At 58.8% G+C, this 25,738-nt stretch carries 21 protein-coding genes and 1 pseudogene; 16 read left to right on the forward strand and 6 right to left on the reverse strand.

Going from position 1 to position 25,738, the window contains the following annotated elements:
* Positions 1–119 precede the first annotated feature (119 nt).
* The gene (locus AC5IJH_RS13510; protein WP_491903367.1) at positions 120–533 is read left to right on the forward strand and encodes a MarR family winged helix-turn-helix transcriptional regulator; all 414 of its coding nucleotides are present in this window, start codon (positions 120–122) and stop codon (positions 531–533) included.
* A 264-nt stretch (positions 534–797) separates the two neighbouring features.
* Here AC5IJH_RS13510 and AC5IJH_RS13515 read toward each other — a convergent pair whose 3' ends face one another.
* A complete protein-coding gene (locus tag AC5IJH_RS13515) occupies positions 798–1,553 on the reverse strand; it encodes a COG4705 family protein (protein WP_491903346.1) in 756 nt (251 codons plus the stop codon).
* A gap of 307 nt (positions 1,554–1,860) precedes the next feature.
* On the opposite strand from AC5IJH_RS13515, the gene AC5IJH_RS13520 reads away from it, so the two are divergent.
* The 3 genes from AC5IJH_RS13520 (at position 1,861) to AC5IJH_RS13530 (ending at position 5,210) form a co-directional block, all read left to right on the forward strand.
* Positions 1,861–3,042, forward strand: coding sequence for a DUF3500 domain-containing protein (locus AC5IJH_RS13520; RefSeq protein WP_491903347.1), 1,182 nt, complete (start codon positions 1,861–1,863; stop codon positions 3,040–3,042).
* Between the two features lie 66 nt (positions 3,043–3,108).
* Positions 3,109–3,798 (forward strand): response regulator transcription factor, encoded by a 690-nt coding sequence (locus tag AC5IJH_RS13525; protein ID WP_491903348.1) that lies wholly within the window; start codon positions 3,109–3,111, stop codon positions 3,796–3,798.
* 23 nt (positions 3,799–3,821) lie between these two features.
* The gene (locus AC5IJH_RS13530) at positions 3,822–5,210 is read left to right on the forward strand and encodes a sensor histidine kinase (protein WP_491903349.1); all 1,389 of its coding nucleotides are present in this window, start codon (positions 3,822–3,824) and stop codon (positions 5,208–5,210) included.
* Positions 5,211–5,840: 630 nt separating this feature from the next.
* On the opposite strand, the gene AC5IJH_RS13535 is transcribed toward AC5IJH_RS13530, so the two are convergent.
* The 4 genes and pseudogenes from AC5IJH_RS13535 to AC5IJH_RS13550 all read right to left on the reverse strand — a co-directional run bounded on the left by AC5IJH_RS13535 (position 5,841) and on the right by AC5IJH_RS13550 (position 10,170).
* Positions 5,841–7,343 carry a serine hydrolase domain-containing protein gene (locus tag AC5IJH_RS13535; protein ID WP_491903350.1) on the reverse strand — a complete coding sequence of 501 codons (1,503 nt, stop codon included), beginning with the start codon at positions 7,341–7,343 and terminating at the stop codon, positions 5,841–5,843.
* Positions 7,344–7,639: 296 nt separating this feature from the next.
* Positions 7,640–7,898 (reverse strand): annotated as a pseudogene (locus tag AC5IJH_RS13540) (helix-turn-helix domain-containing protein); the annotation flags it as partial.
* 687 nt (positions 7,899–8,585) lie between these two features.
* Positions 8,586–9,560, reverse strand: a complete 975-nt coding sequence (locus AC5IJH_RS13545) for an MBL fold metallo-hydrolase (protein ID WP_491903351.1) — start codon at positions 9,558–9,560, stop codon at positions 8,586–8,588.
* A gap of 58 nt (positions 9,561–9,618) precedes the next feature.
* Complete coding sequence (locus AC5IJH_RS13550; RefSeq protein WP_491903352.1) at positions 9,619–10,170, reverse strand: GlcG/HbpS family heme-binding protein; 552 nt, start codon at positions 10,168–10,170, stop codon at positions 9,619–9,621.
* A gap of 89 nt (positions 10,171–10,259) precedes the next feature.
* On the opposite strand from AC5IJH_RS13550, the gene AC5IJH_RS13555 reads away from it, so the two are divergent.
* From AC5IJH_RS13555 to AC5IJH_RS13605, 11 genes are all read left to right on the forward strand, one after another.
* A complete protein-coding gene (locus tag AC5IJH_RS13555; RefSeq protein WP_491903368.1) occupies positions 10,260–11,201 on the forward strand; it encodes a GlxA family transcriptional regulator in 942 nt (313 codons plus the stop codon).
* A gap of 451 nt (positions 11,202–11,652) precedes the next feature.
* Complete coding sequence (locus AC5IJH_RS13560; protein ID WP_491903353.1) at positions 11,653–12,117, forward strand: cupin domain-containing protein; 465 nt, start codon at positions 11,653–11,655, stop codon at positions 12,115–12,117.
* Between the two features lie 93 nt (positions 12,118–12,210).
* Positions 12,211–13,560 carry an FAD-binding oxidoreductase gene (locus tag AC5IJH_RS13565; RefSeq protein ID WP_491903354.1) on the forward strand — a complete coding sequence of 450 codons (1,350 nt, stop codon included), beginning with the start codon at positions 12,211–12,213 and terminating at the stop codon, positions 13,558–13,560.
* Between the two features lie 675 nt (positions 13,561–14,235).
* The gene (locus AC5IJH_RS13570) at positions 14,236–14,913 is read left to right on the forward strand and encodes a DJ-1/PfpI family protein (RefSeq protein WP_491903355.1); all 678 of its coding nucleotides are present in this window, start codon (positions 14,236–14,238) and stop codon (positions 14,911–14,913) included.
* Between the two features lie 122 nt (positions 14,914–15,035).
* Complete coding sequence (locus tag AC5IJH_RS13575; protein ID WP_491903356.1) at positions 15,036–15,911, forward strand: NmrA family NAD(P)-binding protein; 876 nt, start codon at positions 15,036–15,038, stop codon at positions 15,909–15,911.
* 104 nt (positions 15,912–16,015) lie between these two features.
* Positions 16,016–16,780 carry an MBL fold metallo-hydrolase gene (locus tag AC5IJH_RS13580; RefSeq protein ID WP_491903357.1) on the forward strand — a complete coding sequence of 255 codons (765 nt, stop codon included), beginning with the start codon at positions 16,016–16,018 and terminating at the stop codon, positions 16,778–16,780.
* Positions 16,781–16,896: 116 nt separating this feature from the next.
* A complete protein-coding gene (locus AC5IJH_RS13585) occupies positions 16,897–17,472 on the forward strand; it encodes a carboxymuconolactone decarboxylase family protein (RefSeq protein WP_491903358.1) in 576 nt (191 codons plus the stop codon).
* A gap of 8 nt (positions 17,473–17,480) precedes the next feature.
* Positions 17,481–18,245 carry a nuclear transport factor 2 family protein gene (locus tag AC5IJH_RS13590; protein WP_491903359.1) on the forward strand — a complete coding sequence of 255 codons (765 nt, stop codon included), beginning with the start codon at positions 17,481–17,483 and terminating at the stop codon, positions 18,243–18,245.
* 266 nt (positions 18,246–18,511) lie between these two features.
* Positions 18,512–20,953, forward strand: coding sequence for an ABC transporter permease (locus AC5IJH_RS13595; RefSeq protein ID WP_491903360.1), 2,442 nt, complete (start codon positions 18,512–18,514; stop codon positions 20,951–20,953).
* Positions 20,954–21,263: 310 nt separating this feature from the next.
* Positions 21,264–21,698 carry a cupin domain-containing protein gene (locus tag AC5IJH_RS13600; RefSeq protein ID WP_491903369.1) on the forward strand — a complete coding sequence of 145 codons (435 nt, stop codon included), beginning with the start codon at positions 21,264–21,266 and terminating at the stop codon, positions 21,696–21,698.
* A gap of 569 nt (positions 21,699–22,267) precedes the next feature.
* Positions 22,268–22,630 carry an SRPBCC family protein gene (locus AC5IJH_RS13605; protein WP_491903361.1) on the forward strand — a complete coding sequence of 121 codons (363 nt, stop codon included), beginning with the start codon at positions 22,268–22,270 and terminating at the stop codon, positions 22,628–22,630.
* A gap of 441 nt (positions 22,631–23,071) precedes the next feature.
* On the opposite strand, the gene AC5IJH_RS13610 is transcribed toward AC5IJH_RS13605, so the two are convergent.
* Positions 23,072–24,079: a tetratricopeptide repeat protein gene (locus tag AC5IJH_RS13610; RefSeq protein WP_491903370.1), complete on the reverse strand. Its 1,008-nt coding sequence runs from the start codon at positions 24,077–24,079 to the stop codon at positions 23,072–23,074.
* A 915-nt stretch (positions 24,080–24,994) separates the two neighbouring features.
* On the opposite strand from AC5IJH_RS13610, the gene AC5IJH_RS13615 reads away from it, so the two are divergent.
* A partial coding sequence (locus AC5IJH_RS13615; RefSeq protein WP_491903371.1) for an FtsX-like permease family protein occupies positions 24,995–25,738 on the forward strand: 744 nt, incomplete at its 3' end.

A 25,738-nucleotide genomic window follows, 5' to 3' on the forward strand; every position in this document is an offset into this window, starting at 1 on the left:
GATCGAGTTCACTCGCGAGTGCCGTTTAGGATAGGGACATGTCCGAGGCACGCAAAACGAGACTTCCGAACCCTCAGGCAGCAAGCTTGGGAAGGCTTGTGTTCCGCCTGAACCGAGCCATGTCTACTTCGTTCAATGAACGCCTCGCTGCGTACGGCGTGACAGGGCCAGAGTGGACGGCGCTAAGCCAGATTAGCCGCGGTGAGGTCACGCCAGTCGACTTGGCAGGGTACATGGAAATTGACCGCGCTGCGATCACGCGCATACTGCACCAGCTCGAGGACAAGACTCTGATTCGCCGATATCCGCATCCGAGTGACGGTCGCTCGACAGTCTTAGCACTCACCGCTGGGGGCCGTCGCTTAATGCCGAAGCTGGTCGAAGCGGGACGGATCACGAATGAGACCTTCCTTGCTCTTCTCGATCCCGAAGACCGCCCAGCACTGGTCGCCTTATTAGAGCAATTGGCCGAACGGCTGCCGCGGCGGTCATACGCGATGCCGAGGTCAATCTGCGTCACATCGCAACCGTGAGTCGCCCGTCGAGTGGAAGGCGGAGACGCGCGATACTCTGTTCGACCTGGCCAGCCGCGCTTCCCGTTTGGACTTCAGCGGGATGCTTCCGCCAAAGTAACGGGTCTCGTGGTTCGCTACGAGACGGACGATATTCTCTGGACGTGGGTTCCTTCTAATCGATACGGTGAAATGTCTCCAGCAGTGAATGCCCCGGAGAGCACCGTGAGGCGACGCGCGGGAGCACGCCCTCACAAATCGAACAGGCGGCTTTGTGTAGCAGCGTCAGGACGCAAAAAGGCGACCCGGCATACTCCGCCTGGAGAACAGGAGAGCGGCCAGAAATACGGTTGCGCTCAGCGCGGTACTCAATGGCAGACCGAGTTGCAATCCGTTGTGCAGTCCGGGCTCCTCTCGGAAGGCAAGCCAATCTCCCGCCGTCGTGCCCGCAGTGCGAATCGCTACGACCGCAGCCCAATACATCGCCTTGGTCTTCCAGAGACTCCGCCCGCCAAATAGCACGACGATGACGGCCAGGAAGCCCACCAGCACGGTCGCATAGCCTGTGCTCAGGTGTAACTCTTCGGCAATCCAGTCGCCGGCGGCGGTCCCTAATGTCCCGGCTGTCAGCAGAGACAGCCAATACCCTGTGCTCGTCGCCGGACGTTGCGCGCGATCATGCATGCCCACATCCTGCCGTGGCGCCATCCTCCACACGATTAGACACTGAAGCACAGCCAGGCAAAGAAGGAACCGGATGTATGGGATGGAGAAGGTGTGCGTCGCCAGGTCTGCCAGATTGGTAGCTGCGGTTCTAAGAACAATCACCAGAGACCAGTACCAGCCTTCGCCGGACAGGCGGGTGCGTCGCGCTTCGTAGAGAAGACCAAAGAAGATGAAAGCTAGCGGGGCGAGACCGATCCAATGGTTCCAGTGAACATAGAAGGAGCAGTCATCTCCAGTGTTGCATCCGAGTACGCTGGCCAGCGACATGATCACCCAGTAACGCCCATCGATCCGCGGGACGTTCTCCACACTCATACGGCTGCTCCACAACTCGCCGTGCCAAGACCTTTTGCCTGCTGCGACGCTCGTCTCGCTCACACCTGCCTCCATTCCCAGTCAGCTGCTGCCTGCTGGAGCGAAGGTACTTAGTGCACCTGAATGTTTACTGTAGGGCGTCCACGCTGTCTTACAGCAAACGTTCAGCTTCCGCGTCTACTGTGTCTCCCATCAGGTGCCATGTCCCTTAGGGAGAAAACGCATGAGTCTTCGCCACCCCGCACACGACCACCGAGAGACTGATCTGCACGAACTACCAAATCGGAGACGGTTCCTCTCTGGGCTGATGGCAGCGGCTATGGTGACACCGTTGGCCTTGGGTCAGAGCGGAAGAGAAGATCGAGGCGAACTTGCCGAGAGGTATAGACGCATCTCGGAAGAGAGGGAGCGCGACGGTCTGATCGAGCCGTTCAAAGGAATCACAACCAACGGCGTCATCGTTCCCGGGCTCTACCACCTTGGGCCCTCGGGTCAGTCCACAGATCGTGTACGGAACGCCGCCGTGCACTACCTGTCCAGCCTCAACAATCAACAGCTTGTGCGTACCTCCTTTCCCGTCGACGATCCCCAGTGGCGCAAATGGATGAATCAGGGTTTCTACACGCGCCAAGGAGTCAGCATGCGCGAGATGACGCGGCTGCAGCGCGAAGCCGCGCTGCAGCTCATGCGCGCGTCGCTGAGTAGCAAGGGCTTCGAGTTGGCCAGGAGCATCATGCGTCTCAACGAGACCCTGGCTGAGATGATCGACGACCATCTCGTGGACGGAGAGTGGGGTTATTACCTGACCGTGATGGGGAGGCCTTCAGCAACAGAGCCATGGGGCTGGCAATTCCAAGGTCCGCACGCCATTCTCAATTACTTCGTGCTAGGAGATCAGGTCGTCGCCACCCCACTCTTTTTGGGCTCGGAGCCTACCCATGCGACTTCAGGGAAGTACAAGGGGCTCTCCGTTCTGCAGAAAGAGCAGGATGATGGACTGATGCTGCTTCGCTCTCTGCCTGAGCGACAACAGCAGCAAGCGATACTGAAGTTCTCAAAAAGTGGCAACAACAACTTGACTGAGGCGTTCAAGGATAACGTCATCCTCGACTATGCAGGCCTGCGTACCAACGAACTTCCTGGGGACATACGCCGGAAGCTCCGCGACCTGATCGAACTGTACGTCTCCAACATGGATGAAGGACATGCCATGGTCAAGATGAATGAAGTGGACCAGCATCTGGACAGCACGTGGTTTGCGTGGATCGGCGCTACGGCTTCGGACAGCGTCTACTACTACCGCATCCAGAGTCCGGTGATTGTGATCGAATTCGACCACCAGGCGCCGGCGAACCTCGCGCGCTTCTCCAAGGATCCTGACACGCCTACTCGTCAGCACATCCACACCGTTCTCAGAACCCCAAACGGGAACGACTACGGAAAGGATTTGCTTCGACAGCACTATCTGACCCAGCCTCACATTGCTTAGCCATTGCTGTTTGCAGAAGCAGGTAAAATCCGTACGGTCGGCGTCTGATTCGAAGCGAGGGACAGCTTGCATATTCTTATTGTGGAAGACAAGCAAAGCCTCGCCCACATGCTGAAGACGAGTCTCGAAGAAAAGGGACATACCGTCGTCCTCGCAGGTGACGGAGCCGACGGGTTGGCGCATGCCGAGACTGGGCTGTATGACGCGGTGGTGCTCGACATCATGCTTCCCGGCCTCGATGGCTTGGAGGTGATCCGGCGACTGCGGGGGAAAGGCAGGGAGGGGAAGCAGGTACCGGTTCTGGCGCTTACCGCTCGCGACAGCATTGCGGATATCGTTACTGCTCTCGATCTTGGGGTGGACGACTATCTTACGAAGCCTTTCGCCATGGCGGAGTTCATGGCGCGCCTCCGAGCCGTCGCGCGGAAGGGTCCGACGGTACAGGAAGTGTGTCTTGCCGTGGCGGATCTAGTTCTCGTCCCGCAGAGCGGTATCGTGACTCGAGCAGGAACAGCCCTACAACTGACGCGGACTCAGTTCGCGCTTCTTGAGTTCTTCATGCGGCGGGCCGGTCATGTACTCACTCGCGATGCCATCCTGCAGCGGGTGTGGAACGACAATCAGGACATCGCCCCCAATACTTTGGAGGTCTTTGTTCGGGCATTGCGCTCGAAGATTGACGACGAACACCAGCAAAGCTTGATCCAGACGGTGCGGGGAGTCGGTTATCGCATGGAGACGGAACGCCGGCCATGAGAGCGCCACCCATCCGGCTTCGCATGACCGCCTGGTACGTAACGGTCATAGCCGTCACTCTCGCAGCAGCTGCCGCCTTCATGTACTTCGCTGTTCAGCACGCAGTTGAAGAGACGGTAGACAGGCAGTTGCGCGCACGAAGCGACACAATCAAGCTCTTCCTTTCCACCCATCCACATCACGAGCAAGGCCCCGCCTCTGCTTTACCCACGGCTGTCACCTCGGACAGCCCCGGAGACGACCTTTATCAGATCGCGAATTCGTCCGGCACTCTCGTCTTCCAGTCCCCTGAAATGGCCCGGCTGCAGGTGCCGCTTGCGCCCAATGAACTCCAGCATCATTACCGACACCACCGAGATTCCGGTGAGTTCACGACGTACTATCGCCGCCATGATGATGTACGCGTCCTTGCGACAGAGGTCCAGTCTGGCGCGGAGTTGTGGCACGTTCAGGTTGGGACCGATGTGAACCCGTTCTATGCGGTCCTGGAGACGTTTCGGAAGCTGGTCTGGATCGCCGTTCCTGGCATCGCGTGCATGGCAGGTGCAGCAGGATACTGGCTGAGTGCGAGGGCCATGAAGCCCATCAGAGTTCTGGCAGACGCGACGAGCGGGATTTCGGAGTTCAGCCTGTCGGACCGGGTGCCTCTGCCCAACGCACGGGATGAACTCTACCAGCTTACGGAGACGATCAATGCGATGCTTGCTCGACTTGAGTCAGCGTTCACCCGCGTAACGCGATTCACAGCAGATGCCTCCCATGAGCTGCGAACTCCCATAGCGGTCATTCGTACGACCTCCGAAGTGATGCTGGAGCGCGATCGTACACGCGAAGAAATGCGGGACATGGTGACCACCATTCTTCATGAGTCCGAGTTCACCTCTGCGTTGATTGATCAACTTCTGATCCTTGCCCGCTCTGATGAGCAAACTCAGCAGCTACAACTGGAAAAGACTGATGTGGCGGCTCTCATCCAGGAGACTGTGAGCGCTATGCAAGTGCTGGGGGACAAGCGCAGGCTGCATCTGGAGACGCGCTTGCTCGTTGACTCAGCTCTGGTTGAGGGGGACTACAGGCTTTTGCGTCGGCTGCTGATGATCTTAGTGGACAACGCGTGCCACTACACGGAGGTGGGCGGGAAGATCACAGTCAGCCTGCAGAATGACGAGGACCAGGTCCTGATTCAAGTGAATGACACAGGAATTGGGATACCGGATGATGAGATCGCGCTTATCTCGAATCGTTTCTACCGTGCCTCCAATGGCCGCTTTTTCCACTCGGGCGGCACCGGACTGGGGCTGGCGGTCGCCGAGTGGATCGTCAGTGCTCACCATGGGGCTCTGTCTATCGCAAGTCGTGTCGGACAGGGAACTCGTGTTTCCGTGCGCTTCAGAAGAGCGGCCCCTGTGTAGGACACGGCTTCTAGTGCGTAGACGACCCCCTGAGGACCACTCCATCAAGGAACGGCCAGCTTGCTCCTCTGGGACGCACCGAGATCGTTGTGTCGGTCGTCCATTCACCCGCCCACCATCGAGGCAGAAGTAAATGTCCTCAGACCCAGCTTCGACCCCCAACGCGCGTTAAGATGATGGTGCCTTCCTCAATCTTGTCACCGCTGCGTACTCGCCCATCAGAGCGCGAGTCCGCGCACAGTCGGAAGAGCTCGAGTCGACTAAGCGAAGGCGGATTGTTCCAGCAAAGAGTAACTCGCAGCTTTGCAGTCATCGGCCAGTAGGGCGCCGTCAACAAGAAAGGCTGCTAGTACTCCGATTCACTTTGCCCCGGGATGAGTCCGGAGCCGTATCTTAGGTCGGTAGCCCGGTGTGCCGCTCGAGATTGCATCGCTCCTCGTCACTGACAACGGATGAATGAACCGGGTATCGAAGTGAATGGCGGCGTGATTAAGTCTTGCCTGAATCTGGGTCTGTACCGCAGCGCAGTCACCGACCACTTGTGAGGGGTAATCATCCGGTCGGTGCTAGAGTAAGTCCGGATAGATCATCTGGAGTAAATGCCTCATCCAGATGAACTGTCCAGCGCCTTTAGTCCGTTATCCGTGACAGGTGGAGGACGTAGGGCAGCACTATACTCTTTGAGTCAGTTGCGAGAATTCTTCCTGTTAGCTTTCTTCGATACGGTACCAACTTGATTCTCAGTGTTGTCGCTCCTGCCCGGCGTACTTCGGGAGAGTCAATGCTGCCTTCTGCAGTTCCAGTGAAAGCATCGCCTTCCAACGCCAACTCACGAATTTGAAGTGGCGCTGCGTGATCGATCTGGAGAGCAGCGGAATTTGAGCTGAGGAAAAGACGCACACGCGCCTTGGCACCACCATTGGCAAGTGCTCCCTGCCAAACTCCCTCCAGGCAAGGTGAGGCAACGAAAGAGGATGGAGCAGGGCTGAGCGCTTCATCGGGAGTTCGCCAGTCCGGTACGTTTTGGCCAAGTATTTGATTGCAGACTGCTGAGCACAGCTCGCGGCCATCAGATCGATTGCTCAAGAAGATGCATGCGAGGCCTCTAGACGGCACCATGTACAAAGCGTTTGCAGCCCCCGGTTGGCCGCCTATTTTGAAGATGACGGACGCCCCGGAGCGCAGGTGCGATGTGAACCAGCCGAAACTGGTAGCGACGCCCGACGTGGAGGTGAAGACTGGGCGGTGGATTTCTTCCATGGATTTATCCAGAGCAGTCACACGCTTTCTACTCATGTTGAAGACAGCGAAGCGGGCAAGATCGTGCGCGCTCGCGAAGAGTTCTCCCGATGCCGGCGTTGAGGTGGTGTAGTAAGGAATGCGAGCGCCGCAGGAGTCGTACCGGGCCGCCCCGCTCTTGAGTCTGGCAAGGTCTGTGTCGAAAAAGCTGCCTGTGAGACCGAGTGGGCCCAAGAGTCTCCGGTGAAGGAAGGCACCGAAGTCCATGCCGGTGAGGTCCGACGAAATCGTGCCTAATGCTGCGAAGCCGATGTTGCTGTACTCGTAATAAGAACCGGGTGGATAGGCTAGGCGACCGTACCTGCTGAGGACGTCTTCTTCGTCACGGGTTGCGCAACCCTCCACGACGCATTGCTCGAACATGCTGGGTAGGCCACTGACGTGCGCACCAAGCTCGCGGATGGTGGCTGTGCTTTTCTCTCCGTCCCCAAACCTCAACTTGTTTTTACCCAAGTATGTATTCGCCTGAGCGTCGAGGGAGAGCTTGCCTTCATTCACGAGCGTCATGAATGCCGCGGCTGTGAACGGCTTTGTGAGAGATGCCAGGGTAAATGGCGTATGAGCTGTGGCCGGCACGACGGCCTCACGGTCGGACCATCCAAAACCCTCTGCCCAGACCATCTTTCCGCAATCCACGACAGCTATGGCTACGCCAGTGGCTCGATCCGCCTTAATGGCTGCAAGTATCGTTTCGCGTGCAGGTCCGAAGTGCAGGCGTGTGCTCTCGAACCGGGCCGTCGGAGCCCCTGTGCGCGCACTCGAGACTGGCAACATGCTCCCAAGCGCTGCTGACAGGATTGCGCGTGCGGCTTCACGACGGGTGAGCGGATTCATCGATCACAATCTCGGTGCAGGATCTTAGAAATCATTCCCGTAACGTGCCTTAAACTCTACCGGTTGAACCTGTAGCTCTCTCATTAGATTATGAGGGAGCGTAAGCGAAGAGGATGTGCCGATTCAGTGAAGAGAAGATCAGGTGATTTGGCCTCTTCAAAGCAACATGAGGCCCGGGTATAGACGCGGATCTGTGCCGTGCCGCCGCGCCCGCGTGAACAGTCAAGTCCTGCACCCCGTTCGACTTGAAGGAAGCGCCTTCGTTTCGGAGCGTCCTGAGTGTTTAGGTCGATAATCTGCGCCTTTCGCCGAAGCGCTTGCGGAGGTTCTCCCGTAGAGCCGCAGAAAGGCTCTCCGCATCCGTTCCGGATCCCGAGAGCTGAGGGCCTCCGCGACGGCTTCGACGGGCTCAGTTCCTTCCTCGACCCGATCTCGAGGGACCTCTGCACGCAACCGCTCGACTGCCTCGGCCGGGGTTTCCCCCGTTTCGGCCCGGAAAGCACAACCGAACTGACGCGTGCACAAGTGAGCGGCTGCTGCGAGTCGATCCAGTGGCCTGCGTTAAAGGGAGGAGCGAGCCACTCCATGCACGCAACCTGGGCTGTTGCCTCTTCGGGCGGGCGCGAATATCCTCCAGTCTTCCTCACAAGCTATGCCACCAGCTCACGGGCCTTCGACTCGCAATCAGCGGCGCGGCTGACCCTTGGATGTCTCGAAGATGTCGTTCAGCGGGTGCGTTGTGAGCGACAGTACGACCGGCTATGAGGTAAGAGTGTGCAGTGCCCCGGCCAGCTGGGATGTGCTAACGAAGCGGACATCGCACAACTCCTGCGTCACGGTAAGGTCAGGTGAGATCGATCCGAGCAGTCTGGCATCGATCGTATGGATTCCGTGGCTATGTACTGCCAATCGCGTGCCCAGTTCGTCGTCCTCGGACGGCGTAAGGTGCTGTGGGAGAACCGTACCGACGATGCTCGACTTATGCCCCGCCACGGCAGGATGGTCGCACTCATGTGACACCGCAAACGCAATCACCAAGAGCGAGGGGATAAAGAATCTCAGGTCGCACACGGGAGCATGGAAAATATAACCGCATTTGTCTCAATGTCATGTCAGCATAGCCTCCAAGTCCGAGAGCAGCCTTCGTCTGTTCACTCCCACCTGCCTTTGAGGTTGCGTCAGCAATCAAAGTGCAACGATCAGCGGCGATCGACCCTAGATGATGTCGACCGAATGGCATGTCTACTTTCCGCCCCGATTCGCATACTCCACCGGCACCCAGTCGTATCCGTCTCCTGAAGTACGGATGTGTCCTACCCCCGGAAAAGGCAGGTGGGGCGCGGCGACCAGTGTCCGTTCACGAGCGAATTGCGCGAACGTCTCTTGTCTCGTCTGCGCCGCTCGCTTCTGGTCGACGTCGTAAACGATGGTGATCTCCGGGTGCGGAAACTGGACAGTGGCGGCGTGGACGATATCCCCGAGGAAGACGAGCTCTTGGCCTTGGCTCTGGAGTGTGTAGAACGCACTTCCGGGTGTGTGTCCAGGATGGACGGTTCCGGTGAGCCCCGGAAGGATTTCAGTTGAACCACTGAACGGCTGCAATTTGCCGGCCTCCACATACGGCTTCAGGATCGCTTCAGCTTTGTCGAAGTACTGAACGTCATAATGCGCCTTCTCGGCGTTTGAACGATCTAGGAAGAAATCGAGATCCGGTTTCCCGATGTGCACCGTTGCATTCTTGAATACGATCTGACCGTCGTGGACGAGACCACCGGCATGATCGGGATGCGCGTGGCTGATCAGAACGTCCGTGATCTGGTCGGGCGTGACATGTTCAGAGGCCAAGCTTTGCACTAGCCTGCCGCCAAAACCAGGACCAAACTGCTGTCCAGCGCCCACGTCAACCAGAACTAGCCGCTCACCGACTCGTAGTAAAAACACATTGAGCGATGTCTCGAGAGGGTTGGTCACGTATCCCCTGCTCAGAAGATGATCAGTCGCCGCATCAGTAGTGCCGCGCAAGAGGGTATGCAGATCCTGCGGAACTGTGCCATCGGAGAGTGCCGTAACCTTCACGTTCCCGACCATAAAGGTATACGAGGCGGTGTTCTGGATCGAAATACTTGGTTGTGGTGCGGGCGTCTGGGCCGGAAGAGTGTTGCTCCAACCAGTGAGGATGAGGATAGCTGGTGCCAACTTGATAAATGTGCGGTTCATGTTTGCTTGTCTCCTGAGGTAATAGGTGTGGTCGAATGCTCGAGCCGGATGTGTTGGATCACTTGTTAATCGTCTTGGCACCCGCCGTACAGACGACTTCGTCCTGCGAGCTTGTGCCGCTTGAACAGCCAATCGCGCCGACGAGCTTTCCATCCTCGATGAGTGGAATTCCTCCCCGAGACGCAATAAGGTCGTCCAGTGTGAGCAGGTAGTGATACTCAGGCTTCTGTAGAAGGTCTTCGAAGACTTTGGTCGGTCTACGGTACTTAGCCGACACTCGTGCTTTATGGAGAGCTATCTCAGTAGAGGCGAGTGCGGCGTTGTCCATGCGGCGAAAGATCACCAGATTGCCGCTGCTGTCGACTACGGCGATAGCCATCGACCAGCCACGCCTTTCTGCTTCTGCCTGTGCCGCCTGCGCGATGGCCCCGGCGCGCCCCAGCGTTACCGGCGATCCGTACGGAGTCGCATACGGCATCACTGCTGGAACCTTGTCCAAAGGATTTGCGCTCTGGTCGGTGGGAAGTTGTTTGTTCGCTGCCTGCCCATGAACGGTGATCCCTGTCAAAGCGGTGAGACCGTAGAGAAGGTTCCTGAAGCCGCGTGCCATGCTGAATCTCATTTGGGGTCCTCCCTGCTGCTGTAATCTGATTACGCTTCAGTGAAGACGTGGCGGACGTTTATCCCTCGGAAACGGACATGACGCGGACGATCGGTTTCCTCCTGTATCCAGGATTCCAGCTGCTCGACATGGCAGGCCCCCAGTGCGCCTTTGAATGGGCTTCCAGGATCCGGGGAGAGCAGCTCTATCAGCTCGAAATGATCTCCGTGCGCGGTGGGCGCGTGATGAGCAGTTCAGGGCTTACGTGCAAGACGCTCCCCATGGAACAGTTCTGTCCGGAAACGCTGATCGCGGTGGGTGGAGCGCCGTGGCGGCTAACACGAAAGGAAGTGCAGAGAGTACGTACAGTTGCGCTGCGTGCCAAGCGGGCTGCAAGCGTCTGCACAGGTGCCTTTGTGCTTGCGCAGTGCGGGCTTCTCGACGGCCTCCGTGTCACGACACATTGGCACCATGCGGCAGAGTTGCAGCGAGACTTCCCGGCTTTGCGGGTGGAGAGTAACTCCATCTACATCAATGAGGGTCGCATCTGGACTTCCGCAGGCATCACCGCAGGCATCGATCTTTCACTCGCCCTCATTCAAGAAGATCACGGTGCGGAGCTCTCGCGCGAGGTGGCGCGGGAATTGGTGGTGTACTACCGCCGGCCCGGCGGACAGTCGCAATTTTCTGAAATGTCCGAGATCGCTCCGGAGTCTGACCGCATACGCAACTCGCTTAGCTACGCGCGCGAACACCTGACTCAAGACCTTACGGTCAAGCAGCTGGCAGCCGTCGCGCATTTGAGCGATCGGCAATTTGGACGAGTCTTCAGAAGTCAAACGGGAGAGAGCCCGGCAAGAGCGGTGGAACGGCTCAGGGCCGAGCTAGCACGCGAGCGGGTAGAACATAGCGCGGAGCCGGTTGAGGTAATCGCAGCCGCTGTGGGCTTCTCGGATCCCGAACGCATGCGTCGCGCGTTCCTACGCCTTTATGGTGAACCGCCGCAAGCTTTGCGCCGGAAAGCGAGATCCCTGAAATGAAGGGAAGTCCGTCAGAGCGAACTTAGCGGGCGGGAGCAGAGGGGCGATGAAACAAGCCCTGGACGCGGAGGCAACATCAAAGAAACGCAAGTCGCCCCGAAATCTAAATGACGGCCATTTATTTACCTCAGTGCCGTAGACGGAAAGATCTGAAGCTTTGTCGGCATCTGCCCACCTCTCCAAGGGGGATCAAGCCTGCGCTCGCCGGGCCCATGCACGATCGAGCGACTTCATCACAAAGCGCGCGACCGGTCGTGTACCGACGTCGGACGCAGCGTTAGATTACCCGCTAGGTAATTGCCGCTCGTCTCAACTTGTCCGATGTTAGGCATGTGAAGCATGGATCTTGCCAGCTTCTCAGTCGGAAAGCAGACTATGTGCCCAACAACGACAAAGGTGGTGGAAGAACTTGAGACATCCCGACGATCGAGAAAGAGTCGCAGGCAGTCGTGTGACCAAAGTGGGTTCAGGTGAAGGACAGGATGTTCAGCTTGGCGGAGTTGGATTTACTTGGAAAGCCCGCGGCGCCGATACCGGCTTTCAGATTTCGATGTACGAAATGACTCTGGAACCCGGCAAGCGCGTTCCTCTGCACGAGCATCCCTATCCGGAGATCTACTACGTCCTGAGTGGAGATCTCGACGTCGCTCGTCTCACTGCAGAGTGCAAGCTCGAATGGGTGTCTTGCCGCGCCGGGGACACCGTCGTGATTTCTCCCAACGCGGCGCATACGTTCTTCAATAATTCCACTGGCTCTGCGAAGTTCCTCTCTGTTTCTACCTATCAACACGAGTTGATCTTTAGAGACTTCGAAGTCCCTGAGCTGACCGACACCTCGGGCGATCCTAGCTCAAAGCGTCTTTCACATTTCACTGCGGTAGCTCTGCAAAATCACGGGCATACAGTTGAAATGTAGGAGAGTCCAGAAGGCGAACGGACCCCTTTCTGTCACGACTCGCTCGTTCTGCAGCATTCCAGTGAGAAGGTTTCTGACCCTAGGGGTAGTCATATGAAGCACAGTTCTGTCCTGCAGGCTTTGGCAAACGCGTTCGGCAAACGACTGAAGACTGCCGAGGAGGCAGCCCAGGCCGCACACGCGGCGCTCTGGAATCCGGCCTGTCTCAACAGGCCTCTAGCGATCGTTAGCTGCACGAGCACCGCAGATGTTCAACGCGCGGTTCAGATTGCGACCCATCATGCGGTTCCGTTGTCCGTTCTCGGCGGCGGCAGTCATTGGGCCGGCTTGGCTGTGGTCCCAGACGGGATCGTAGTGGACTTACGTCGAATGTCGCACGTTCATGTCGACGGCGAAAAACGAAGTGTTACCTTCGGCGGCGGCAGTCGCATCAATGATGTGCTGCTGGAACTCCCTCAAGATCTGGCGTGCGTCACGGGAGCGGTGACAAGTGTCGGATATGCAGGGCTGACACTTGGCGGCGGCTATGGCCCACTCAACAGCCGCTTCGGCCTGGCGTGTGACACCTTATTAAGTGCGGAGATTGTACTGGCAGGCGGCAGTGTGGTCACGGCAAACGCGCACGAACATCCTGAGTTGCTATGGGCGCTTCGCGGAGGAGGTGGAAACTACGGCGTGGTGACAGCCATGGAGCTGGAGCTCTTCGCTGTATCGAAGGTCCAGTCAGCGACCATCCTGTTTCCAATATCTGTTGCAAAGGCCGTCTATCTCAACCTTGACGAGATCATTGCAGCGGCTCCCGCAGAACTGAGCGTGCTCTCCGGTCTCGTCACGCTGCATGACGGGAGTAAAGGTGTGTTTGTTCAGCCCCTGCTCAGTGGCGAGTCACACATGGGGGAGGACCTCTTTGAGAGGCTCTGCACATTGGATGGCGCGAGGGTGGTAAGACGTCGGTGGTCTCCCTACAAGGACATCTTCGACCGGGAAGCGGAGAAGGCGTGGTCCTCCAGCCAGAACTATCGCGTGAGCGCACGCTTTTGCGAGACTCTGAGCGAAGAAGCGATCGTCCTTCTCGTGCAAGGTGCACATGCCGCTCCAACCCGTGGCTGTGTTCTACTGCTGCACGACTTCCACGGAAAGGCCAGCGATCTCCCGCTCGAAAGCGCGGCCTACCCGCTCCGCAAGCCACATTACTTGGTGGAAGTCATTGCGGGTTGGAACGGCGAGACTGAAGGAATGCGGGCACGAGAATGGTTCGACGACATTCTAGAGAGGCTGTCTCCACTTGCGCTGCCCGGCGGCTACACCAACGTGCTCGGTCCTGAAGAAAGGGCGAGGGCATCAGATTTCTACGAGCCTTCTCGTGTGCGACTGCAGGCAGTGAAGAAGAAGTACGACCCAAAGAACGTCTTCTTCTCGAACGTCTACCAGCTTGGCTCTTAGAAGCGCCAACAGAGACAAGAGACTATCCACGCCCGCAATCGCGAGCGGTTCATTTGCAGCGCATGTAGGCGCACTCTTCGCGGCGCAGTGTCAAAATGCGCAACGCACAGCTGCGGCGTGTGCTACGACGGAGCGCTTACTGAGGCTCCCTCTAGAGGCGCAGGCGCGCTGCATGCGTCCTCCATTGCGACAAAGCAATTGCGTCCGCGATGCTCTCGGCGGAATCTGTCCCGTTCTCGATCTGTTCTCGCCGCGTTTCGTCTCGCTGCCGATTGACGCCTTGGCCGGCATTCTCACCGGCTCAGCCTAAAGAGCCTCCCTAACTCACGTGTGCTCACGTGAGCGACTTCTGCAAGATGCTGGACGGACAACGGCTCGTTCAGGCGCTCTCGCGCTGGTCAAGCGCGGAACAATTGCGATCAGATTCCGGCGCTACCTGCGGCAGATCACGGGGACCGGGACCGCCTGCCAGGCGGTCAGTAGTACAGACGAGTTCCTATAGGCCTGAAGAGCAGGAGGGAGTTCGTAGTTCTCCTCATTTTGGCGGAAAGCGAGGGATATACGTCCTTTACGACACAACACGAAGGGTTCATGCTCAAGGCAGATAGAAGAGCAAAGCGCACGAGCTGCTGAGGCAGCAAACGTGGCTCTGCAGAGGAGGGATTGGTCAAGCCAATGAGCAACAGACAATCACATCAGGATAGTTTCCGCAGCGTCCCGAATCCTCTTCGCCCACCCGAACATGCCAGGATACCGGTCGCGTTTCCAATCTCTGCTGATGCAGTGATCATGGATTTCGGCGGTCCCTGGGAGGTCTTCCGCTCTGCGGACCTCTTCGGGCGCAACGGAGCAATCTTCCAGACCTATACGGTCGCTGAGACTCTGGAAGCGATCACGGCCCGCGGAGGCATGACGATCGTCCCTAGCTATACGTTCGACAACGCACCCGCTCCGAAAGTAGTCGTCATTCCCGCGCAGAGTGAACCGAGCGCCGTGATGTTGGACTGGATACGGGCGGTCACCCGTACGACTGACGTGACCATGTCGGTTTGCACCGGGGCCTTTCTGCTCGCCGAAACAGGTCTGCTATCCGGCCGGTCGGCCACGACCTTCCATGACGCGTATGACAGGTTTGAATCACGATTTCCGGACATACGTCTGAAGCGCGGCGCTCGGTATGTGGAGGACGGCAACCTGGCCACCGCGGGGGGTCTGTCATCAGGTATCGATCTTGCGATCAGGGTGGTCGAGCGCTACTTCGGCAGGGAGGCGGCCGAACGCACTGCCTACAGGTTGGAGTACCAGGGCCGGGGCTGGCAAGAGCCAGACTCGAACGCTATCTATGCTCGTTAGCTGCACACATTTCCGTCTTCGCGAGATAAGCGACGCGGTTGGAAGGGCGAGCTGTTTGCTGCGTTCTGAATCGGGTCGGGCTCGCATCACCGATCAACTCGTACCAACAAGAAGGAGACACAATGTTCGCCATCATGGGGATTACCGGCAAGGTAGGTGGAGCCGTCGCACAGACTCTGCTTGAGCGTGGCAAGAAGGTCCGTGGCATCGTGCGTGACGCGGCAAAGGCACGGGATTGGCAGGCGAAGGGAGTAGAGATCGTCACATCCGAGTGGGACGCCGATCTGAGCAGCGCCTTCTCCGGAGTTGAGGGCGTCTTTGTGATGATCCCGCCAAATATGCTCCCAGAACCAGGCTTTCCGGATAGTGTGGCCCGCGCGGCGGCGATTCGGAAGGGGCTAGTTGCCGCTCAGCCGCCCAAAGTCGTAGCGCTCTCCTCCTGGGGCAGCGAACAGAGCGAGGGCCTTGGTCTGATCACTCCCAATCGCATCCTCGAGCAGCAGCTGGCGGGCACCGGCATTCCGACTGCGGTGTTGCGTCCGGCTTGGTTCATTGAAAATATCATCTACAGTCTTTCCACCGCCCAAGCCACCGGCAACTACTATTCCTTCTACCAGCCGCTCGAGCGTCCGTATGACATGGTAGCCACGAAGGACGTGGGCAGAGTCGGTGGCGAGACACTGGTTCAGCACTGGCAAGGAACGCGCATCATTGAGATCGCCGGTCCCTCGACGTACTCAAGCCTCGATGCCGCTGCCGCGCTTGAAGTAGGCCTAGGTCGTCCCATTCAGGCGGTCGCCGTTCCCCGAGACCAGTGGGTGCAGACTCTCGAGCAGAACGGAATGCCGGCGAATCGATCGGGCGCCTATCTGGAGATGGTGGACGGCCTGAACTGCGGCTGGATCCACTTCGGAGTTGCAGGAACGGAAACCGCGAAGGGAACGACCGAATTGGTCACTGCGGTTAAGGCTCTGGTCGCCAGCTCGCACAAGGATTGACGGCTCGGCAGTCGTCTCTATCTCGACTGGAGGGCTGGGCAGGAGTGGCGTTCTCTTGGGGCTATCCTTCCCAGCCGGCCATCGCTTCACTGATGAGGTAATCAATGGACGTACATTTCATACGGAATGCCACCATGCTCGTGAACTACGGTGGCGTTCGCTTGCTCATCGACCCGTATCTGGCCGAGAAGGAGGCCTACCCTGGCTTCGGAAGCGATCGAGAGATCCGCAATCCCAGGGTTGCTCTCCAGACACCCATAGAACAGATTGTTTCCGTAGACGCCGTGATCGTCACCCACACGCACTCCGATCATTGGGACGTTGCCGCCACTCAACTCCTTCCTAAGCATCTGCCCATCTTCGTGCAGCACGAAACGGATGCCGCACTCATCCGCTCGCAAAACTTTGCGGATGTTCGTGTCCTGACGGGTGCGGCGCCTTTTCTAGGTATCTCGATGACCAAGGTGCCAGGCCAGCACGGTAGTGATGCAGCACTTGCGGCCGCTCACAATGTCCTGGGCGATGTCTGCGGCGTGGTCTTCCGCCATGCTGGAGAAAAGACCCTATACGTCGCCGGAGACACGGTGTGGAATGAACAGGTGGCCAGCAATCTCGCGTCTTATATGCCGGAGGTGGTGGTCCTGAACACGGGAGATGCGCGACTGCCGGGCTTAGGTTCCATCCTGATGGGTAAGGGTGATGTGAAGAAGGTCCACGAGGCCGTGCCCGGTGCCTCGCTGATTGCGGTGCATATGGAGGCTCTGAATCACTGCGTGTTGAAGCGCGATGAGTTGCGGGCCTTCGCCGACGCCAACGGCATCGACGAGTGCCTGACGATCCCGGTCGAGGACGAGGCGTTCTCGTACTAGGGCGCATCCTCTGCGAGTATGCACAGACGGAGCAGGATATTACCTCGCGCGTAATTGTAGGTGTTGAACCAGCGGCGCATATTGATCCTAGAAGTTCCGCAATAAAGGAGGAAAGGATGTCCAACTATCCGGTCCAAACCATCACCTCGGCACCAGAAGGCTCAAAGCACGCACTCGAAGAGTTGCAGAAGGCGTTCGGAGTGATTCCGAACATAGCTGGCGTCATCGCGAACTCGCCGAAGCTGATCAGCGCGCTCGTCGGAGTGTTCCAGCAGGTGCATAGCAGCAGCCTGAAGGAGCCTGAAATCCAGATCGTTCTTCTGACAGATGCAGTCACAAACAAGAGCGAATATGCGGTAGCCTTCCACACGGCTCTGGCGCACGGCCGGGGTGTCGACGCCAGCGAGACAGATGCCATTCGCGCAGGCCGCAAACCGGCGGACAAGCGCTTCGCCGCGCTCGCAACTGTTGCCGAGAGCCTGATCGAAAAGAGAGGTCACCTGAGCGAGGACGAGTTGAAGCAGTTCCTTGCGGCAGGCTTCACTCATGAACAGGTGTTGGAGGTGATCGCCATCGTGTCGGCCTCGACCATTACGAATTACGCCGCCACGTTGGCGAGCCCCCCGCTAGAGGCACCCTTCCAGCCTTACGCATGGGAGAACAGAAGCAACCGGTTGGTGTCCGTCGCTTGAATATGCCGGTGAGTGAGGCTCGGCTGCTGCAGAAGGGAGCTCGCAGTCTAGCCCGCTCATTCCGCTCGGTTCTTCGCTGTGGCTTGCTGGCCGGACTCGCCGTCCTTGCTGCGGTCCCGCGAGCGTCTGCTCAGACAGCGGTTCAGGATGCGGCCCTCGCGGCCGACCTCGAGAAGAAGGATGTGGTCCTTCTGAGAGCCGTTCACACAGCGGACCGCCAAGCGTGGCGCGATCTCGCTGCGTCTGACTTCTTTTACCTCGACGAAGAAGGTGGCGTGACCCCACTTCCCGAGTTCCTGCGGGATTTGGCGCCCATGAGCACTAAACCGCTGACGATTCAGACCTACGGGATCAAGCGCATAGGCGACACCACGATTGTGCGGCATGAAGACACTGACGAAAGCAATGTGAGGTACGTTTTCAGCGAAACATGGCAAAAGCTTGCGGGAAGATGGAAGATCCGCTCACTCACTATCACCAACAAGCTGAGTGACCCGCCTGCCGTTTCGCTGAGCACGGGACAAATAGACGAGTTCGTTGGCACTTACCGGCATGGCCCTACGCTGCGTAGCCTTCGGCGCGAGGGAAGTCGCATCGTGTCACAGCAGGAAGGCGGGTCTCCCATTGAGTGGAAGGCCGAGACACGTGACACGCTCTTTACGCCCGGGAGACCTCGCGTACGGATCGTTCTTCAGCGAGATGGTGAGGCCAGAGTGACGGGATTCGTCGTGCGTTATGTAACCAGCGACACGCTCTGGACCAAGCTGCCGTAGTCAGACAAATCCGCAGTGGTGTCAGGGGCTGCAGCTGGACGGTGATGAGGTCAAGCGTCCGGTGGGGATGTTCGCTTCTGGACACCGCCTTGGGAAAGCGGACACCTTGAACGGGCTCACAAGTGCTTGAACTCTCGCAGAATGAGCGAGCTGCTGGCTGGGTTGGACTTGGCTGTCGTCGTGCATAAGGACAGGAGAGAGTGGACAGCGGACGAGTTTCGTCGAAAGCGTCCTGAACTCACCTCGGAGAGAAGCGGAACCCCGGTATGCAAATTAACTCTGATCTCCGATTCGCATTGCGGCAGTTCAAGAAGCAGCGTGTGTCGAGCCTGATCGCTCTGTTGACGCTTGGCATCGGCATCGCCGCCAGCATTGTGATCTTCGCACTGGTGGACGCGGTTCTTCTGCGCCCGCTGCCGTACGATCACCCTGAGCGGGTCTATTCGGTGAACACAATGATTCGCGGAAGCCATCCCTCCGGCGACCACTTCGCGTCATGGCCAGACTTCTTCGACATACGCAGTTCGGACCAGAAGCTAAGTGCGATCTCCGCGTACAAGACGAAGAACGTAACGTTTGGCAGAGCAGGGCAGGCTCTGCGTCGGATCAGCGGGACGATGCTCTCCTCCGGGATGGCCAACGTGCTCGGCATTCCTATGCAGCTCGGTAGAGACTTCACACGCACCGACGAGCTTGCGGGGAATCGTTCGGTCATTCTTACGGACAAGCTTTGGCGGAGCGAGCTGAACCGCGATCCGCATTGTCTCGGCCGCACTGTGCAGATGGACAACGAGAGCTACACGGTCATTGGTGTGTTGCCGGCCGGGTTCGTCTTCCCGGGTCAGGACGAGTCCCAATTCTGGGTCACGGAAGCGACGGATGCTGAGGGGAAGAATCCGCTCACCCTGCGCCGCGGCGAGCATACGCTCCAAGCTATAGCTCGCCTCGCTCCCGGAGTTAGTGCGCAGTCGGCGGCCGCAGAGCTCACGCGTATCCAGCTATCGCTGAACGCTCAGTTCCCGAACACGGACGCGCAGAACGAAGGCATCGCTCTCGTTCCTCTCGCCCAGAGCCTCACCGGCGACGTCAAAGCGCCGCTTCGCATGCTGCTCGCAGCTGTCGGATTGCTGCTGTTGATCGCTTGTGTCAACGTCGCAGGACTGATGCTGACGCGCTCGGTCGCCCGGGGCGGGGAACTGGCTATACGTGCGGCGCTTGGTGCCGGACGCTGGGCGCTGATGCGGCAACTTGTGTATGAGGCGCTCTCCCTCTCGCTCGCATCGGGTTTGGTGGGCCTCACCCTTGCGGCGCTTGCTCTCGCGGTAGCTCCTCACTACCTGCCTGCGTCGCTGTCACGCGCCTCAGCCCTTTCCCTCGACTGGCGTGTGCTGTTGTTTGGGCTGACCGTCTCCCTAATCACGGGATTGCTCTTCGGCGTCTACCCGGCCTGGAGAGCGTCGGAACAGGAGCCGGCGACCGTTCTGAGCGGGACCCGAGGCGGCAGCACTGTGGGCAAGGCGCGGCATCGGTTGCACGGTGCGCTCATCGTGGGCGAAACCGCGCTGAGCTTGCTCCTGTTGATTGGCTGCGGACTGTTGCTGCGGAGTTTCGAGCGCGTGCTGCACACCGACCCGGGCTTCCAGCCGCAAGGTGTGCTCACCTTCCGCGTGGCAGTACCCACCGCTCATTTCACCCCAGAGCACGTGGCCCGATTTAGCGAGCAACTCCGGATGCAACTTCGCACCCTGCCCGGGGTGACGGACGCAACGTTCGGCTATCCGCTGCCTCTCGTAGGCGGGAACATGCGCACAGGTTTCGATATACCGGGGCGGCCGCTGCCGCCGGGAGAGGCGTCGGTCGCACGACTGAGCATCGTGGGTCCCGATTACTTCAGCACCATGCGCATCCCTCTCAAGAAGGGGCGCCTGTTTACTGGACCTGAGGAGCAACCTACCGGGCCCAAGGCGGTCCTGCTGAACGAAGCCTTCGTTCGGCAGTACTTCCCGGGACAAGACGTGCTGGGCAAGAGGATCGGTTCGCTCTACGTCTCCACCAGCGATGAACGGCTGGAATGGCAGGTGGTTGGGGTTGTCGGCGATGTGAAGCGGCGGGATCTGACCGAAGCTGCCACCCCTGAGTACTACATTTCGCTCGCGCAAAACGATATCGGTGCGCCAATCTTTGCGATCCGCACGAGTGGGGATGCGGCGAGCCTCGAGGATACGATTCGGCGCGCCGTGGCGCAGCTTGATCCCGCCGTTCCGGTCTTTGACCTGCTTACCTATGACGGTTTGGTCGAGAGAAGTAACGCCCTCCGACGCTTCCAAGCGATCCTGATGACTGGATTCGCCATCCTCGCCGTGCTGCTGGCGGCCATGGGCCTGTACGCGTCCTTGAGTCACCAAGTCGTCGAGCGCACGACTGAACTGGGGCTGCGTTTCGCGCTCGGCGCACAGCGCAACCAGATCCTTGGCCTCGTTCTGCGGCGTGGGCTTACGCTCGCAGGAGGCGGCCTACTCGTGGGCGTCGCGGCGGCCCCGGCACTCACCCACCTTGCCCGCGGGCTGCTGTACGAAACAGCGCCCGTGGACACGATCACGTATGTCGTAGCCGCAGCGGTGCTGCTCGCGATTGCAACGATAGCAAGCGTGTTGCCGGCGGTGCGTGCCACGAGCATTGAGCCGACAGAAGCACTGCGCTCCGAGTGAGGTTTTCTCAGTACATCCCTGAGGTTCCTCGCAGCCCTTGTCTTTCGTGAGCCTACTTCAACCCTAGTCAGCGATCTCCGGAGCGGACGCTGCATTGCGTCTCTCCTCGTTCTGCACATGAGCGCACATACGCCATGTGCGCTCACCTGTCACCGCCATTGGAGGCTTTTGAATGACCCACAAGCGAAGCACGATCTCATCCGAACCGGTCCCCACTCGACCAGCACGATTCGATGGTTCAAAAGGACCTCGCATTATTTCACCCAAAGATGGTAAGACCATCGACCTGCGATCCCTCGGCGTGCGGTTCATGGTCTGGGGTGAGGAATCCGGCCGGACGTTCTCACTGGTCGAACATCCCATTCCGCCACGCACCCTCGTCGCTCCCCTGCATCGACACACGCATGAGGACGAGTACAGCTACATCCTGGAAGGTCGTATGGGCGCGCAGCTAGGCGAAGACGTCGTCATCGCCGAAGCCGGCGACTTCGTGTTCAAACCACGGCACCAATGGCATACCTTTTGGAATGCGGGTGACACACCATGCCGCGTGCTCGAGATCATCTCTCCAGGCGGCTTTGAACGGTTCTTTGACGAGCTTGGTGAGCGGATGCTGACTCTGGGCGCGTCCAACCCGGGAGTTGTTCTTGCAGACTCCGACCTGCCGCAGCGCTTCAGCATCGAGTTCCAGCCCGAGAGCATTTGGGTGCTCTGTCAGAAGCACGGGCTCGTCTATCCGACGTAGTTCGAGCGCTCTGCTTCTGTTCCTGACCGCAGAACCAGCAGCACCGCCGAATCTGGCCCGACTCTGCACCGAGACTGACTAGCAACAGAGCAACACAAGTGATGAGAGGCCCCTGTGATTTTGCAGACATGTGAAGAGAGCCAGAAAGAGCACCACTTCCGACTCCATACCTTTCACCATCTCAAGCGGCGAGACCACAGGTACCAGGTTGTGGTCTTGTTCGCCATGCTTGGAATCATCGCGTACTCGCTCAGCCTGGTTGGTCTGCCGCTCCTCCTGCTCGAGATGAAGACACGCGAAAATTGACATCACGTCTGCGCGGGCAAACTACCCTGAACTAGGATGGCCGCGCTACCCGCGAGCTGGACTTTTCGAGGAGTTGTTCTACCGCCTCGAATTCGTCGCCGGCGCTGCATCTGCAAGTCGTCACCGTCGGACGCCACGACGCCGGAACAGTGGCGTCTTGCCTGAAGATCGCCTGCGCTTGTGGGAAGCGGAACCAGATCGAGCAGACAGCACATTACCTTTCTAGCGAAGCTTACACAAAGTATCGGGCAAATCAAGGGACCATGGGCCGCAAGTACAACTTCTTTTCCACCTGGCATATTCCGGCGACGCCGATAGAAGTTCTGACCATCCTGAGCGACGAAGCCCTGCTGCCGATGTGGTGGCCGAGCGCTTTCATCTGGATCAAACGCACCAGCCTCGGCGATGACAGAGGAGTGGGGCGGACCGCCGATGTGCTTGCGCGAGGCTTCCTGCCGTACACGCTCCGCTGGCGCATCGCCGTGACGGACATCCTGCCCGAACAGCACGGCTTCATGGTCCAAGTCTGCGGCGATCTGAACGGCACCGGCGTGTGGACGGCCTACCCGGAGAAGGGAGGCTGCGCCGTCTCGCTTGGCAGGTGGAGGTCGGCCGACAGATCTTGAAACGCTGCGAATGGATCGTCTGGCCGCTCTTCCATGCAAATCACCACTGGGCGATGCATCTGGGCGAGCGCAGCATGTCTCTCGAGGTACGCCGCCGGCGCGGCGAGACTCACGTTCATCAGCCTCCGGTTCCGCTTACATGGAACGTTCTTTGGCGCCGTCTAACAAGAGCCAGGTTACCCGCCGTGCAGAAGTAGTTCGATCCTGAGACGCGTCGAGACGTGCAGGTTGACGATGTTGCTCGCGCCCCAAAGGGAGAGGTCGCGCGAGTGTGCTCCAACCTATGGTGCCCACTCCGAGATCATGCTGTACTACCAGGCGACGAGATGTGCGAACGGGGCCATTGCTGGCGCCTGCAGAGATGGCGAGGAACTGTTTGGGCTCATGCACTCGAACGTCGGCATACGCATTCCAGCGACGTCTGCAAGCTTATCTCACTGCTCAGTTCACCGCCTCCGGCGAAAGGGGAACCGCAAACGAGGGGTTGTGGGCCGCGGACACTCGCACGGTGAGGCGAAGAGGGTGGCTGCTGGACCAGACTCTGGCTCGAGCGAGGACAGTCGACCGCTCCTCCAGCGAAAGTTGCGACTCGACGAGAGGCAACGAGGCTCGCAGCAGCTTGTCGGCCTTCTCCGAAGCTTCGAAATGTGCGACTTCGAACCAGAAGTATGCCAGCGACACATCTCGGGGCGTGCCCGTGCCGTCCTGATACAAGGAGCCGAGCGCCAGCGCTGATTTCCAGTACCCGAGCTCCGCAGAACTCTGGAGAAGCTCGCGTCCTTCGGAGGGATAGTTTGCAAGCTCAGGATGGTTCAGCAGAAGCAGACCGAGCGAGTGAGCGGCGGGACTGTAACCCTCGCGTATAGATGTGCGGAATAGTTTGGCTGCCTTCACGAGGTGGTGGGAATCACCGGGCTGCGAAGCCGCGAGCCATCCCAGATTATGCGTAGCAATGCTGTTGTGTGCTCGCGCGGCAATCTTAAAGAGGCGTTCGGCCATCTTCTCGTCTTTCTGCACTCCAGTGCCGCAGAGATACATGTCGCCAAGATACACAGTGGCGAATGAAGAGCCCTTTTTCGCGGCACCAGCAATGAGAGACCGTCCAATCAACAAGTCCTGGCTGACACCAGTCCCGTTCATGTAAAGGACCCCTAGATTGAACTCGCCGGTCACCGATCCGGAAGCAGTCGCACGCGTGTACCACTTCACCGCTTCGTCGAGGCTCGGTTGCATCCCGAGCCCTCGCTGCGCCATGTAGCCCAATTGAGATTGAGCTTCCGGATCGCCGCTTTGGGCAGCTTTCAGGTACCAGCTGAACGCCGCCACAAGGTCACGGCTCGCTCCTTCACCGTGGAAGTAGAGGTCACCGAGTCTGCGCTGGGCGTGTCGATCGCCAACTGTGCCTTTCGCCAGCAGCGTCTTCTCTGGCAAACTCTGGGCGTGTAGCATCACCGTGCTGCAAAGGAAAAGGAATCCAGGCATCCACTTAGGACTTCTCATCGCGACTTGGCTCCGGAACAGCAAGGGTTCGGACTACGATCGGCAGGAACTGAGTCACAGATTCCGAAGCCCTACTGATAGTAGCTTCGCTTCGCAGCCAGTCTCTGCATGCGAGAAGCCTACTGATGGAGGCTGTATGTCTCCTGAAGAGGTCGGCGTGTGTCGCTTGGTGCGGCAAAGCCTTTGCGTGCGATTCCGAGCCATGTTTCAAGTTGGTGCCAAGGGTGAGACACTATTCAACCGGTCGGGATGCGATGTCCCGGTGGACTCGCTGCTTCAAGCCGTCCGATTTACGAGGATCCATGGGAACCTCTGCTTCGCATCGTCCCCCAAGCCGCAAGTGCGTCTGGATCGCAACTTCAACTTGCCCGATTTCGAATACTGATCGAACGAGATCAGTCGGTTGGCTCGGTGTGTGCAACGTGTGGACGACCGCTTCCACCGGGGGAGACGTCTGTCGCGCGGCTCAGCATCGTCGGCCCGGACTTCTTCCACGTCATGCGTATTACGATCCTCAAAGGTCGTCTCTTCACGTAATCCGAGCAGTTGCCGAACGGACCAAAGGCCGTCACCGTCAACGAGGCGTTCGCTCGCCAGTTCTTCCCGAGCCAGGAAGTCTTGGGCAAGCAAATCGGCTCGCTGTTCTTGAGAGGGGAAGACAAGCAGCCCGTGTGGCAGATCGTCGGGGTCGTCGGCAATGTCAAGCGGCGGGATCTTACCGAGAGCGCGTCGCCCGAGTACTACATCTCTCTGCTGCAGAAGGATATCGGGGCGCCGGTATTCGCGGTGCGGGTCAGTGGAGATCCGTTGACGCTGGATGGAAGCGTTCGACGGATTGTGTCCCAACTCGATCCTGCTGTTCCGGTGTTCAATTTCTTGGCTTACGACGGCCTGATCGAACGCACGAATGCTCTTAGGCGTTTCCAGGTCATCCTGATCACCGGCTTCGCGATCGTTGCGGTGCTGTTGACAGCCATGGGTCTTTATGCGTCCTTGAGCTACCAGGTCTTTGAGCGCACTTCGGAACTGGGACTGCGATTTGCGCTTGGCGCGCAGCGTGGGCAGATACTCTGGCTGGTCCTGCGACGCGGGCTGAGTCTCGCAGCTATCGGGCTAGCCACCGGCCTGCTTTCCGCTCCAGCACTGACTCATTCTGTTCAGAGTCTTCTCTGTTCGAGACCAGGCCGGTGGATGAGATTACATTTTTGGCTGGAGGTCTGTTGCTGCTGGCAATGGCAGCGGTGGCCAGCTTGCCGCCAGCGGTGCGTGCATCGAGCATTGAGCCGATCGAGGCATTGCGCTCCGAATAGACCGAGGCGCGTCATATGCGCTCAACGTCGGTCTCGGAACGTTTGGTCGGCGCCGAGGCTGACCCTACTCACAATCCTGGCAAGCGAGCGACATTATGCTGACAGAGCTTTACCGTTTCGCGAGTGTCGCCACTTTGCTTCTGGGCATTCTCTCGTGCCACGCAACGGAGCCTGGCCGGAAAAGCGAACGCGAACCTGTCTGCGACCGACCGTTGCAGACGTATCGCGACAAGTTGGAAGGACTTCGGTTCGAGTACCCGTCGACATGGGTGCAGGGCTCGCCGCCGGCGTACCTCGG

Origin of the sequence: Candidatus Dedyshia acidiphila (genome assembly GCF_051025295.1) — a bacterium.
Classification (GTDB): Bacteria; Acidobacteriota; Terriglobia; order Terriglobales; family Acidobacteriaceae; genus KBS-83.